Annotated in this window: 11 protein-coding genes and 2 pseudogenes; 6 read left to right on the forward strand and 7 right to left on the reverse strand. The window is 69.0% G+C overall.

The features are described from left to right. On the reverse strand, window positions 1-211 hold a 211-nt coding region (locus tag V6U90_RS30690), incomplete at its 3' end, for a hypothetical protein (RefSeq protein ID WP_334444185.1). A gap of 212 nt (window positions 212-423) precedes the next feature. Here V6U90_RS30690 and V6U90_RS30695 point away from each other — a divergent pair. The 3 genes from V6U90_RS30695 to V6U90_RS30705 all read left to right on the forward strand — a co-directional run bounded on the left by V6U90_RS30695 (window position 424) and on the right by V6U90_RS30705 (window position 1,843). After that, window positions 424-951: a DUF6244 family protein gene (locus tag V6U90_RS30695; protein WP_334444187.1), complete on the forward strand. Its 528-nt coding sequence runs from the start codon at window positions 424-426 to the stop codon at window positions 949-951. 95 nt (window positions 952-1,046) lie between these two features. Then, complete coding sequence (locus tag V6U90_RS30700) at window positions 1,047-1,430, forward strand: DddA-like double-stranded DNA deaminase toxin (RefSeq protein WP_334444209.1); 384 nt, start codon at window positions 1,047-1,049, stop codon at window positions 1,428-1,430. Next, a complete protein-coding gene (locus V6U90_RS30705; RefSeq protein WP_334444190.1) occupies window positions 1,427-1,843 on the forward strand; it encodes an Imm1 family immunity protein in 417 nt (138 codons plus the stop codon). The genes V6U90_RS30700 and V6U90_RS30705 overlap by 4 nt, the downstream gene beginning before the upstream one ends. Window positions 1,844-2,139: 296 nt before the next feature. Here the strand turns inward: V6U90_RS30705 and lexA are convergent. Next, window positions 2,140-2,791, reverse strand: a pseudogene (lexA, locus tag V6U90_RS30710) (transcriptional repressor LexA). 638 nt (window positions 2,792-3,429) lie between these two features. Further along, a complete protein-coding gene (locus V6U90_RS30715) occupies window positions 3,430-4,215 on the reverse strand; it encodes an RNaseH domain-containing protein (RefSeq protein WP_334444193.1) in 786 nt (261 codons plus the stop codon). Here V6U90_RS30715 and V6U90_RS30720 point away from each other — a divergent pair. The 3 genes and pseudogenes from V6U90_RS30720 to V6U90_RS30730 all read left to right on the forward strand — a co-directional run. Further along, window positions 4,214-7,078: a type I restriction endonuclease subunit R gene (locus tag V6U90_RS30720; RefSeq protein ID WP_334444196.1), complete on the forward strand. Its 2,865-nt coding sequence runs from the start codon at window positions 4,214-4,216 to the stop codon at window positions 7,076-7,078. The two genes, V6U90_RS30715 and V6U90_RS30720, sit on opposite strands and share 2 nt — an antisense overlap. A 28-nt stretch (window positions 7,079-7,106) precedes the next feature. Beyond that, the gene (locus tag V6U90_RS30725) at window positions 7,107-8,681 is read left to right on the forward strand and encodes a serine/threonine-protein kinase (RefSeq protein ID WP_334444198.1); all 1,575 of its coding nucleotides are present in this window, start codon (window positions 7,107-7,109) and stop codon (window positions 8,679-8,681) included. 420 nt (window positions 8,682-9,101) lie between these two features. Beyond that, a pseudogene (locus V6U90_RS30730) lies at window positions 9,102-9,542 on the forward strand (glycoside hydrolase family 11 protein); the annotation flags it as partial. Between the two features lie 59 nt (window positions 9,543-9,601). On the opposite strand, the gene V6U90_RS34070 reads toward V6U90_RS30730, so the two are convergent. The 4 genes from V6U90_RS34070 to V6U90_RS30745 all read right to left on the reverse strand — a co-directional run bounded on the left by V6U90_RS34070 (window position 9,602) and on the right by V6U90_RS30745 (window position 13,345). Next, window positions 9,602-10,036: a helix-turn-helix domain-containing protein gene (locus V6U90_RS34070; protein ID WP_442933705.1), complete on the reverse strand. Its 435-nt coding sequence runs from the start codon at window positions 10,034-10,036 to the stop codon at window positions 9,602-9,604. 187 nt (window positions 10,037-10,223) lie between these two features. After that, on the reverse strand, window positions 10,224-11,708 hold the full coding sequence (locus V6U90_RS30735) for a hypothetical protein (protein ID WP_334444200.1): 1,485 nt from the start codon (window positions 11,706-11,708) through the stop codon (window positions 10,224-10,226). Window positions 11,709-12,241: 533 nt separating this feature from the next. Next, window positions 12,242-12,487: an endo alpha-1,4 polygalactosaminidase gene (locus tag V6U90_RS30740; RefSeq protein WP_334444204.1), complete on the reverse strand. Its 246-nt coding sequence runs from the start codon at window positions 12,485-12,487 to the stop codon at window positions 12,242-12,244. Window positions 12,488-12,502: 15 nt separating this feature from the next. Further along, on the reverse strand, window positions 12,503-13,345 hold the full coding sequence (locus V6U90_RS30745) for a transposase family protein (protein ID WP_334444207.1): 843 nt from the start codon (window positions 13,343-13,345) through the stop codon (window positions 12,503-12,505). Between the last annotated feature and the right edge of the window lie 208 nt (window positions 13,346-13,553).

Genomic DNA, 13,553 nt, shown 5'->3' on the forward strand with positions numbered 1-13,553 from the left:
TACCCCAGCCCACACCCGTCACACCAGACCACATCGGACGAACCTGGCCATTCAAGATCTGTAGCAGCGTTGAACCCGGCTTGAGGACGGCAAGAGCAGTGCCCGACATCGAGCCAGGACCGAACGTCGCAAGCATGGCCTCCGAACTCGCCCCGGCACGGTAAGGGACGGCTTTCACCGGACGCGTCCACGTGACGACCGCGGTGGACACCCCGGAGGGCCTGCCGCCGGCCTCCTCTGGTCCGTAGCCGCAAGCCCGCCTGACCGCGACCGGCAGGACAGTCGCGGCCGTGTGGTCGCACCGGACCCGAGAGCGTTCTGGCATGCGCGTCTTTCGGATGCGAGTTGTTCCTATCGACTTCGATCTCTAAAGTGCCAGGGTTCATCGAGGTGCAGAAGCCGGCAGGGTGAGGGGGCGGGACCATGTCGTTGACCGACAGCATCGGTGATGACCTGCGGGTGATGGCCGAAGGTGTGGCGACCGCGCAGCAGGGTCTTGCCGGGGTCGACCACGCCGTTGAGCAGATCGCGGCACGGGCCGTCGGGGCGGGCTTCGCGGGCATCGCGGTGGGGTTGGCTCGCGTACGCGAGCAGGTGGGGCAGGTCCGTGCCCGGCTGAGCACGGTCGGCGGGATCCTGGGCGAGGCGTCGCGCTCGGTGTCCGCAGTGCCGCAACAGCCGTCGCCCCAGGAAGCCATCGCCGCGCTCACGCCGCTGGTCGCTGCCCTCGCCGCTGTCGACGGGGCGGTTGAGGCGGCGGCAGCGGGCATCGAGGAAGCACGGCGACTCGTCGCTGCGGCGCTGGAGGGTGGGCAACCCGGCCCGACTCTGGCCCGCCTGCAGCAGGTCGCACAGGGAATCGCAGTGGTCAGTGCCCGAGGAGGCGAGGCACGCCACCGTGTCGAAGCGGCACTCGGGCAGGCCCGGCAGGTCGGTGACCTGGGAAACTGACCACGGGCGGCGGCGTCAGCCGACCGCCCGGCACGAGCGACACCTCCGCAGGCCCAACCCGTGCGCCGGCCGAAACGGATCGGCTTCCGGGCTGGCTGACGGAGGCCGCCCGCGACCTGCCCGAACGGCGGGCGAAAGACCCCACGTCCGGCGTGGCACTGATCAACGGCCAACGAGTGTCCATGAGGTCGGGCCGCGACCCGGCAGCCGCCGCGGACCTCAAACCGGCCTACAAGCTCATCGCCACCACGACCGACCACCTGGAGGCCAAGCTCGCCGCCCGGATGCGCCGCGAACAGGTAACGCACGCGGTCGTGTTGACCAACAACCCGCCGTGCGACTACGAGCCCTACGGGTGCGAGAGGATCCTCTCCCGGCTGCTGCCGTCCGGTGCGCAGCTGACCGTGTACGTACGCGACGATGACGGGCAGGTGCGTCTGTGGCGTACCTACACCGGCAATGGAAAGGCCATCGCATGAAGGTGACGTGGGCATACGACCGGGGCGACCACCGCGACAACCACGAGGTCGACCTGAGCGACCCCGCCGCCCTGAGCGCCGTACTGCACGAGATCCACCAGGCCGGAGAGCCCGTCGCGGTCACCATCTTCAGCCAAGCGACCGACGACCCGGACGAACTGCCACCCGGCCTGCAGATCGGCCTGGGCCACCCCACCTGCAGCTTCGCCGTGCACATCGCCGACGACGGCGACTACCTCAACGACCCGACGGTCGTGACCCCGACCGCCGGACTCAGCTTCGACCTCGGCGGAGTACCCACCGAGTACCCCGCCGAGCACCTACGGATCCGGCCCGACACGGCCATCCAGATCGCGACCGCCTTCCTCGCAACCGGCGGCGAGCCGCCCCGCCTACCCGCCATCGCCGAGTAGCCCCGGTGGTGTCGGCCGGCAGCGAGTATGGCGCGGTTTACTCGGGGCCGGTCAAACGGCGGAGCAGGAATTGGCTCACTTGCGTGCGGTCGGCATATGGCTGGCAGGAGACGCCGACCGAGGTCCTGAGGCTGCTTGTCGATACCACCGAGGTCGGGTAGATGGCAGCCCTGAACGATATCCGTAGCGGCGACCTCGACTGCGGGATCAGGATTTGGTGCCCGGACCTGGCTGAGCAGTAACCCCAGGCGGGCACCCGTCCTGCCGGCGATGGGTGGTCGCGGTGATGGTCGGGATTACGGGCGGTGCAGGACGCAGACGACCTTGCCGAGGATCGTCGCGTGATCGCCGGGCAGTACTGGATAGCGCGGGTTGTAGGGGACGAGTTCGATGCGGCCGTCGCGGGTTCGGTACTGCTTGACGGTGGCTTCCCCGTCGAGCAGGGCGGCGACGATGTCGCCGTTGTCGGCGACCGCTTGCTGACGGACCACGATGATGTCGCCGTCGGCGATGGCGGCTTCGGTCATGGAGTCGCCTCGTACCCGCAGCGCGAACAGCGTGCCCCGGCCGACCAGCTCAGCGGGTAGGGACAGCACCTCCTCCACCAGTTCCTCGGCGAGGATCGGGGTTCCTGCGGCGATGGCTCCCAGCAGAGGCACGGCGGTTCCGCGCGGGGCTTCCGACGTCACCGGCGGGTCGTGGCCGAGCATGGGGCGGGCGTCGACCGCTCGCGGCCCGCCAGGGGCCCGTCGGATGAGGCCGTGGTGGGTGAGGGTCTTCAGGTGATGCGCCACCGACGAGGGGGAGCCGAGCCCGACGGCCGCCCCGATCTCCCGCACGGTGGGTGGGTAGCCGTGCCGCTGAATCCCAACTGCGGATCACGTCGAGGATCTGCCGCTGCCGGTCAGTCAACGACACCGGATCGGGTGGCAGGTCAGGAGCGGTCACCCCAGGACGATACCGCAAACTTAGAACAAACGTGCTACTAGGTGTGGGTGGCGTGGTCTGCGTGTGTTCTCGCGAAATGGCCGGCGCCGGGCGCAACTCGGACGGATAGGTTGGGCAGGGTGGCCACGGGGGGAGCCACCCTGCCCAACGATGCCGTCACGGTAGACCTGGCCGTCGACGTAGGACAACCCCCAGGGCAGCCCAACATGCCGGCTCCTGTGCAATCCGGACCAACACCATCGGGTGCTCTCCGGCACTGGTCGCCCAGCGCCGTGGCGAAGCCGGCTGCCCGTCGGCACTCCGCGTTGACGAGTGCGCGGCAGAGTGCGTGGTTCGGGCGCGGCGACCGATCTCATAGCAAGGGCACTGATCCGGTGTCGCGAAACCGGTCGGGGTGGCATCGGTCCTCGCATCGCTTGAGGACCGCGGGTGGTGATGCGCCTGGCGTGTCTAACCAGGCAGAAGGAGGATCAGGCCGACGTCCGACGTGGCGGCCAGTCTCGGCGGACCTGGTACAGCGGCGGCGGTGAAGGTTGGTGATCGCCGTCGCTGTACCAGGTCGGGGCAGCCGGTGTCAGGCGATGCCAGCGTGGTGGCGACGTCGCCGGGACCGCGAGTTGGCAGGGGCTGCGAGGTGTCTATTCGTCGAAGTCGTCTTCGGTGATGTCGTCGTCGGCTTCTCCGCCGGGGTCGTGGTCTCCGTAGTCGGGGTGGTCGCGGTCGGCGGTGTGGCCGAGGTGGAGCGGTGCTGGGCGGGAGGTCCGACTGTCCCAGACCAGCGCTTGGTCGCAGAGGCGGGCGATGAGGGCTGCCACGGTGCCGGCGGGCAGGCCGCCCGGCTCGGGGACGGTGATCTCCACCCGGCTTGTCGCGTGCATGTCCTTGCTCATGCGGCTCGCCGCGATCTCGTCGAAGTCCTCGCAGGATCTCTGTGTGCCGATCCGCATGGGGGATTGGGCGCCTTGGTGCTGGTGGGAGTCCTGGGTGAGAAGCCAGACGGGCTCGCTGTTCTGGTCGTTGAGGAACAGGACCCGCTTGTGGTATGAGGGTTGCATCGTGTCGAGTTTGTCGGCGTCGCGGAAGGCCGTGGCGGGGCGGGGGGCGTGGCTTCCGAGTGCGACGCGGGCGATGGTGACGGCGATTCCGTCCTCTGCCAGTTGGCGGCCGGGGATGGGGGATGCGACCGACGGGTTGTCTCCGATGACCGGGTAGATGCTCTGCGCTTCCTCCTTGTCCAGGGCGATGATGACGCGGTTCGTGGCCGGAGGGAGGACGATGCGGTTCATCGCCTCCTCGATGTGGTGGCGGACCGCCTGGGCCCCGCCGCTGTCGCGTCCCCAGTGTTCGTTGCCGATCTCGCCGGCGTGGAACGCGGTGAGTCCTTCGGCGTAGCGCAGCCATTCGCCGGCCGCGTACATCTCCATGCGGGGTGCTGAGTCGGGGTCGGCGTCGCTGGCCGACTACCGGGCGAACCGGCTCACCGTGGTCCGGGAGCTGGAGTACGCGACCAAGCAGGCCGACCGGGGCAACCGGCTCGACCTCACGCTGTTCGTCAACGGCATCCCGGTTGCCACCGCCGAGCTGAAGAACCCGCTCACCGGCTCGGGGGTCGAGCACGCCAAGGAGCAGTACCGGACCGAGCGTGACCCGATGGAGCTGATCTTCTCGCGTCGGGTGCTCGCGAACTTCGCCGTCGACCCGGACCTGGTCTTCGTCACCACCCAGCTTCGCGGCCCGAAGACCCGCTTCCTGCCGTTCAACACCGGCAGCGCCGGGCCGGGCCGTCCCGGCGGCAGGGGCAACCCACCCGCCACCGGGTACGGAAAGTACCCCACCTCCTACCTGTGGGAGGAGATCTGGGCGCGGGACAACTGGCTCGACCTGCTGGAACGCTTCGTCCACCTGCACCAGGAAAAGGGCGCGGACGGGCGTACCCGGAAGCTTGTGATCTTCCCGCGTTACCACCAGTGGCACGCGGTGCGGAAGCTGACCGCGCACGCCGCCCGGCACGGGGCCGGGCACAACTACCTGGTGATGGCCTCGGCCGGCTCCGGCAAGTCGAACACCATCGCCTGGCTCGCCCACCGGCTGTCGTCGCTGCACACCCCGAACGACCCGGCGGCGCTCGACCCGGACGCGCTCGTCGCCGGGGTGCAGCCCGGCACCCCGGTCTTCGACAAGGTCGTCATCATCACCGACCGGCGGAACCTGGACGCCCAACTCCGGGAGACCGTGGGCAGCTTCGAGCAGACCGCCGGCCTCGTCGTGCCCATCGACGAGCGGCACGGGGCGAAGTCGGAGCAACTCGCGAAGGCGCTGTCCCAGGAGACCGGCAAGATCGTCACGGTCACCCTGCACACCTTCCCGGCCCTGGTCGACTACCTGCGGCGCAGCCCCACCGAGATCCGGGGCAGCCGGTTCGCGGTCATCCTGGACGAGGCGCACTCGTCGCAGACCGGCGACGCCGCCACCAAGGTCAAGCAGGTGCTACGGGATCTCGGACTCGACGCCGACTCCGACGACGCCGGGGCGACCAGCGCCACCGGCCCGCAGACCGCCGAGGAGAAGCTCACCGTGAGCGCCCGTCGGCGGCAGCGCAGTGGAAACCTCTCCTACTTCGCGTTCACCGCCACGCCGAAGGCCAAGACCCTGGAGCTGTTCGGCACGCTCGGCGGGGACGGGAAGTACCACCCGTTCCACACGTACTCGATGCGGCAGGCAATCGAGGAGGGCTTCATCCTCGACCCGCTGCGCACCTACGTCACGTACGACACGTACTGGAAGCTGGTCAACGCCAACCCGGACGAGCGCGAGGTCGACTCGGCCCGGGCGAACAAGGAACTCGCCCGGTACGCGCTGACCCACGACTCCACAGTGGCCCAGCACGCGCAGATCGTGGTGGAACACTTCCGGGCGCACACCGCCGGCCGGCTCGGCGGTCGGGCCAAGGCGATGGTGGCCACCTCGTCCCGGCAGAGCGCGGTGCAGATGTCCCGGGCGATCAAGCGGTACCTCGGCGACCGCGGCTACCCGGACCCGGGCGTGCTGGTGGCGTTCTCCGGGACCCTCACCTACGACGGCGCGGAGGTCACCGAGGTGAAGGAGAACGGCGGACTGGCGGAGTCCGCCCTGCCCAAGGCGTTCGCCTACACCCGGGCCGACGACCGCAGCGCCCGCGCCGGCACCGCCTCCGGGCAGCGCGAGTACCGGATCCTGGTGGTCGCGGAGAAGTACCAGACCGGGTTCGACCAGCCGCTGCTCACCACCATGTACGTCAACAAGAAGCTCGCCGGCATCTCGGCGGTGCAGACGCTGTCCCGGCTCAACCGGACCGCCGAGCGCAAGAGCCAGGCCGACCTGGCGGTGCTGGACTTCGTCAACGACGCCGAGGAGATCAAGGAGGCGTTCCGGCCGTACTTCGAGGAGGCCGAGACGCTGTCCTCGGACCCGAACCTGCTCTACACCGCGCAGAGTCGGGTGATGGCACCACCGCTGCTGGTCGAGGCGGAGATGCAGGAGTTCGTCGTGGCGTACCTGGCGGCCGAGGAGCAGGCCGCCGGGAACGCGGCGACGTGGGCGAAGCTGCACGCCGAGCTGTACCGGCACCTCTCCCCCGCCGTCACGCGCTTCGCGACGCTGCTGAACGGCCAGGACGACGAGGACCGGGAGACCGCCGAGACGTTCCGGTCCGACCTCACCGACTACGGCCGCAAGTACGGCTTCCTCGCCCAGATCGTGCCCTACACCGACACCGAGCTGGAACGGCTCTACCTCTACGGCCGGCACCTGCTCGTCAAGCTGCCCCGGCGGGGTGACGGCGGCGTCGACATCGGCGAGGTCGACCTCAGCCACCTGCGGGTGGAGAAGACCGGTGAGCACGACGTCCGCCTCGACCCGAAGGGCGCGGCCGAGATGAAGGGCTTCGGCGACGGGGCCGGTGGGGCGCAGGAGCCGGAGAAGTCGCTGCTCTCCGAACTGATCGCCCGGTTCAACGACCGGTTCGGCACCAGCTTCACCGACGAGGACGTGGTCCCCGCGTTCAACGAGGCGCTCGCCGAACCGAAGGTCCGCGCCGCCGCCGTCGTCAACGACGAGGAGAACTTCGGCCACGTCTTCGAGCCGGTGTTCGAGGAGAAGATGATGGACCACTTCGACTCGGTCGCCGACCTCGGCCGCAGATACTTCGGCCCGGACCGGGACTTCCGTAGCTCGCTCAACCAAAGCGCCCGCAGCGCCGCGTGGCGGATCATCCGCGAACAGGAGGGCGTGGTCGACGACGCCGCCTGAACGGGTCCGGACGGGAGGGAAGGTCGCGGTGCGGCACGAGCCGGTCGCCGGCCGGTACGAGCTGGTCGAGCAGATCGGCCCCGGTGGCATGGGGCAGGTCTGGCGCGGCTACGACGCGGTGCTCGACCGCGAGGTGGCCGTCAAGCTGATCCGTACCGACGTGATCTCCTCAGCCGGGGAGGCCGAGGAGTTCGCCCGGCGCTTCCGCCGCGAGGCCCGGGTCACCGCGCGCATCCAGCACCACGGCGTCCCGCAGGTGTACGACGCGGTGCTCGACGAGTCGTACGACCGGGTTTACCTGGTCATGGAGTACGTGCGGGGCACCTCGCTGCGGGCGTACGTCGACCCGGCCCGGCCGCTTCCCGTCGCCTGGGCCGCCGCGATCGCCGCCCAGGTCAGCGCGGTGCTCTCCCACGCGCACGCGATCCCCGTCGTGCACCGCGATCTCAAGCCGGACAACCTGCTGGTCACCGACGCCGGCACCGTGAAGGTGCTCGACTTCGGGATCGCGGCCATCCTGCGTACCGACGTGACCCGGCTGACCGCCACCGGCCAAGCCCTCGGCACCCATCGCTACATGCCGCCCGAGCAGGTCCAGGGCGCCCGGGTCACCCCGCAGAGCGACCTGTACGCGCTCGGCTGCGTGCTGCACGAACTCCTCGCCGGTCGGTCGTTGTTCGACGGCGCCAACGAGTTCACCCTGATGCGGCAGCACGTCTACGACGAGCCGACGCCACTGCGCACGCTCCGTCCGGACGTACCCGAGGCGGTGGAACGGCTGGTGCTCGACCTGACCGCCAAGGTGCCCGAGCAGCGCCCCGCCGACGCGTACGAGGTGTACGAACGGCTGCTGCCGCACCTGCCGCTGCCCGGTGTCGCGCCGCCACACCCGTACCCGACGAACACCGGGATGCCGGACCCCACCCTGCTGTACCGCCGACCCAACGCGCCCCGACCCCGCACCGCTCCCCCGCCCCGGCCCGGTTCCGAAGCCGCCGTCGACACCCGGCCGCCGGGCGCGGTTCCCGGTACGGGCTTGCGCGACGTCGTCAGCGCGGCCGTGGCGCACTCGAACGACCTACTCGCCGAGGAGCGGTACGCCCAGGCCGCCGAGGCACTACACGAGGCGGTCGATCGTGCCGCCAAGGTGCTCGGCGCGGAGCACCCGCGGGTCCTCGCGCTCCGGCAGCGCCGGGCCGCGATCCTCGTCATCGGCGGCGACTTCCGTACCGCGCTGCCGGAGTTCGATGCGCTCGCCTCGGTGTTCGCGCGGAGCCAGGGGCCGACCGGCGACGCGGCGATGGCCTGTCTCCGGCAGGCCGCCCACTGCCGGGCCGGGCTGGGTCAGGCCACCACGGCACTACTCCAGTTCCGTCAGGTCCTCGCCCACGTACGGGTCGCAGAGGGCGACGTCTCCACGCAGGCCCTGGAACTGCGCCGCGACATCGGCCTGCTCCTGCTAGCCGAACGGCACGTCGAGGCGGCGAACGCCGAGTTCGTCTCGCTGTACGAGGACCTCTGCGTGGTGTACGGACCGGACCACGAGGAGACCCGGATTGTCGGCGATCTCCTGACCCGTCTCAGCCTCACCGACGACACGTAACAGCAGACGGAGGAAACTCCGCTCCGGTAGCCGCCGCACTTGGCGCTGATCATCATCGGTGCCAACAACTTGACCCACTTCGGCCCGCCGCAGCAGGACGCCGCGCACCTGACCGACGCCGTCCGGACGCTACATGAGGCTCCGAAACTTTGGAGATCACTGACCGGGTCCGTTGCCCTTCCATCGGAGACAGAGGTGCTGTCGCTCCCGCGCGGGTTCCCCGACAGGCCCCGTTGGCCAGGCTGGACGCTCCCAGCGAGAACCGCGACGTCAAGGGGGCCTGCTTCCGTAAACTTCCGGAAGTCGTTGACAGGCCGAGGACTCGAGCAATAGCGTCCCCATCGACAGTTCTGAATCACTGTCGACGCCACCACCGCGACCCACCCCGGTCGTGCAGGACGACCGGCGCCACCCCCACCGCGGGTCAACGCCCCGTCGATCGACGGCACCCAGACGTTCTACCAGTTCTGGAGCGTCCGCCAGCAGAAGCGGAGCAGCGGCACCATCACCATCGCCAACCACTTCGACGCCTGGGCCCGGGCCGGCATGAGCCTCGGCACCAACCACGGCTACCAGATCATGGCGACCGAGGGCTACCAGAGCAGCGGCAGCTCCGACATCACCGTCTGGGAAGGCGGCGGCGGCACCCCCACCACCGGCCCGACCAGCCCGGGCGGCAACTGCACCGCGACGCTCTCCGCCGGCGAACGGTGGGGTGACCGGTTCAACCTGAACGTCGCGGTCAGCGGCACCAACGGAACCATCACCGCTAGGCCGAACGGCAACGGCAACAACTTCGGAATCACGATCATGGCGAACGGCAACTGGACCTGGCCGACAGTCAGCTGCCCGACAGCCTGACCCGACCATCTCCGTAACGGAGGCGCGGCGGCTTCGGCCGCCGCGCCTCCTCGTGGCCGTCACCTCCGCCACCAAGCCCGACGGCACCGACCGACGTTCTGTCGCGCGGGTCCTGGTTGTCGGGGACGACGGGTGGCCCGGTGTCCGCCAGGCAGGACCCCGCGCCCGCCCGGGGGCCACCGGCCCGGAACCTCGCCCGGTACGCCTGGGGCGAGACGCCCACCTCCCGGCGGAAGCTGTGCCGCAGGTTGCCGGCCGAGCCCATCCCCGGTGCGGACGGCGATCTGCGCGACCGGCTCGTCCCCGGACTCCAGCAGCCGCTGCGCCGCCAGGATCCGCTCCCGCACCAGCCACTGGTGCGGGCTCATCCCGGTGAGTCGGTGGAACCGCCGGGACAGGGTCCGGGGACTCATGTGCACCCGGGCGCCGAGCGCGTCCAACGACCACCGCTGGTCCAGGTGCTGCCGCAGCCAGTCGAGCAGGTCCGGCAGCAGGTCGTCCGGCTCCGGGCCGAGCGGCGCGTCGACGAACTGCGCCTGGCCACCGCTGGGATACCGCCCAGCGTCGCGGTGAAGCTGACCGAGCTCTACAAGGGTCCCGCGTCCTGGCCTGACCTGACGGGTTACTGGTGGCTACACGGCCTACAACGGCGCCCGGCCGAGCAACGCCGGCTCCCGCAGGCTACGCGTCCCAGATCGGACCGTATGCCGGGATGCCGACCAGCTCCAGGCCGTGCACCACCTGCCAGGTGACTTTCTTGTTCGCGACGCAGACGACCGCTTCCGCGCCGAAGGTGGAGTACGCCCCGTACGCCAGCCGGAGCATGTCGGGTTTGCCGTACGCGTCGGTGTCCCAGATGATCGCGTCGGGCTGCGCCGCCAGCACCTCATCGACCAGTGCGCCGTACGTCCTACGCGGATTGCGTGTCACCCAGACCAGATGGGACGACACCTCACCGGCCAGGAGGTGGGCGAGCACGGGGCCGATTCCGCTGCCGGTAGCAACAAAGAGCACCTTCCGGAAGAGCCGCGCGACATTGGCCATGCCTGCGGTCGGCACCCCCCGCACCCACAGATGCGTTGGCGGATTGTCGATGAATTCCGCGGTCCAGTCGCCGGCTCTGGAGACAACCATGCGGTGGCTGCCGGGAGCCTCTTCAGGCGCAGAGATATTTGCGAATGAATGCCATTCCAGCAGTGGTCGCCGACTGACCATCTGGGTCGATCCGATGAGCGGCTGGGTCGGGCCGTCGAGGTTGACCACCGCCACGTGGGCGGATGGCTGCTCGGTATCGACGCGGACCTTGCGCAGTAGCAGCCAGGGCAACGCGACGGACACGGTGGCCACCGTGAGTAGCCATACGGTCGGTGTGGTCAGCAGTGCGAACGCGTCGCCGTGCCGGGTGGTGACGAATAGCACCGTGTTGATCCATGCGAGCGCCAGCGCAGCCCAACCACAGAACCGGTGCGTTATCTCGAACGTGTTGTGCGCCCTGGCTCGCAATGGTGGCAGGGCCAGGATGCTCATGACCACGAAGAGCGTCACCAGCGCGCCGGAAACGACGAGATTGGGGACCGATACGTGTCCCCGATGGTGAAGGTGGTCGTACATCAGCGATACGACAAAGACCAGATACCACGTCGTTCCTGACGCGGCCATGCCGACGTGCAGTCCGCCAAGGTGATAGATCTTTGCCAGCGCCCACCGGACCGGCAACGGCCAGCTCGTGGGTGCGCGGGTGGCCAGCCAGAACAGCGCATTGATGATCCACTGCTGGCGGACGACGACGGCCAGCGTCACGTTCACCAAAGCAACAGTTTCTATCGATGTCAGGGCCGTAGCCTGGCCGGCCCACCAGCCGCCCGATGCCACGGCGCGCCAGCCCACCGCCACGTTGGCCACCACGACTAGCACGATCAGGCGGTGGTAGGGCATGACGCGGGGGTTCTTGAGAATCCGCCGGATCGGCGGTACGGACGGCGGTAGCTCCACCTCCAATAATCGGGTCAGCGAGCGGGGCGGCCCAGTTGGGGGCCGCCCAAAACCGATGATGCGGCTGCTGACTTTGCGCATGACTTCGACGACCCGGAAAATGACGTCCTCCCTGGGGTAGGTATTCGGCGAAACTGGGGATCGTGGAGGTTGGACGAGCTGGATCAACTGCACCTGAGCTGATCTCGGCGACCCGAATGTGTGATTGGTGCGACACGGATCAAGGCATTCACACCGACAGCGCTGGAGGTGGAGGTGGAGGTGGAGGTGGAGGTGGGCCCTCGTTAGGTGGTTATCACCACAAGTTCACCCACACGGTGGGGACCCCACGTGATGACACATCGTGCCATGGTCGACGTCCCGAGGGAACCTCTGCGGTACCTCGGCCGGCCGCTTGCCGCGGCACGTCGAGCCAAGTGGACACCGCGCGGCACCCGCGGGTTGACCTGCTTCTACCCGGACGCTGCTGGTGCTGGGCTGGTTCCGTGAGGCCGAGGACGTGACCCTGCTCGGCGCGGGGTTCGGCATCTCCCGGGCGACCACGTACCGTTCACGTACCGTTACCGCGGCGGGCGATCGCGGCGGGCGATCGCGGCGGGCGATCGCGGCGGGCGATCGCGGCGGGCGATCGCGGCGGGACCGGGTAACGGCGGGACGGCAAAGCGTCCGCGGATCTCGATGGACCTCCGGCGCTCCGATGACGCGATTCAGCGGCACGGGCGATAGACGGAGTCGTCCAGATCGAGTGAGAAGAGCACGCCATTGATGTTGGCCGCGTTGTCAGCCCGGCAGAAGGCGGTCGAGGAGCCGTATTCCGCGTGGAGGACCGGCTTGCCCGCAGCGATGAACGGCCGGTATTCGCCGCACTCGTCGTACCGGCTGCATTCCTCGTTGAGCGCCATGTCGAAGTAGTCGACGAGATCGTCGATCTGGTCGAGGTCGTTCTTCAACACCGTACTGACGTGATCTCAGCAAGAATCGGGTAGGTATCGGTATTCGAAGTGGGTGAGGTGGAGGGCGGCGCGGACGATGTCGCCGATGCTGCGAGGGCTGGCTGTGGTGTGTCGTAGCGTTCGCCATCGGCCGGTGAGGATCGCGAAGCCGCGTTCTCCGAGGCAGCGCATTGATCGAAGCATGGCGTTGTAGGCCCGGTTGTCCGGGGCGAGGCGGCGGCCGTCGGCGGGTTGCTTGTGCGGGGTGTGGATGCCCTGTCCAGCGCCTTCGTAGCCGGAGTCGGCCAGGGTCGGCAGATGTAGCTCGGAGGCCGCCCAGTACAGGGCGCCGGTGATGTCCGACCGCTGGGCGCAGGTCAGGTCGTGCAGGTGTCCGGGCATCGCGTCGGAGGTCCAGATCGGTAGTCCGTCCGGGCGTGTCACCGCCTGGATGTTCGCGCCGAAGTCGCGGTGTTTCCCGGAGTACCAGGCATCGATCGTGTCGCCTTTGACGCTGGTGGTGGTTTCGGCGAGCCGGTCGGTGTGGAACAGCTTGCCGTCGAGGATGACGTGCGACCAGCCGTCGGCGGCGACCCGTCGCAGGGCGTCGCGCAGGGTGGGTGTCTGCGCCGCCAGGACGCGTACGGCCTCGGCGACGTACCGGTAGGCGGTGGCGCGTGATACTCCGAACCCGGCGGCGAGGGTGGTCTTGTCTTCGCCCTTGCGGAACCACACCAGGACGAGCAGTGCCTGGTAGAAGCAGGTCAGAGCGCGGGTACCCGGTCGGGTGCCGACCGCGCGACGCTCGGCGCGTAGCAGCCGCGCCACGTGCTGCACGAGTTCCCTGGGGACGTCGAGGATGGCACGATAGGCAGTCACGTGGGGTCCTTCCTGGTAGATCAGATTCCGTCGCAAGAACCTGTCTACCGAGGGCCCCACGTTCCGTTTACGCACCGTCCGCTATGGACGCGATGCCCGTGTCATCCCGAATCGGGATCGGACCCTTGTTGAGATCACTTCACTGAGCCTCGATCCACCGACGCGGTTGGCGGCGATCACCGGTTGATCATTTCGATATGGGGTGAGT

It is taken from the genome of Micromonospora sp. CPCC 206060 (assembly GCF_036906895.1).
Classification (GTDB): Bacteria; Actinomycetota; Actinomycetes; order Mycobacteriales; family Micromonosporaceae; genus Micromonospora.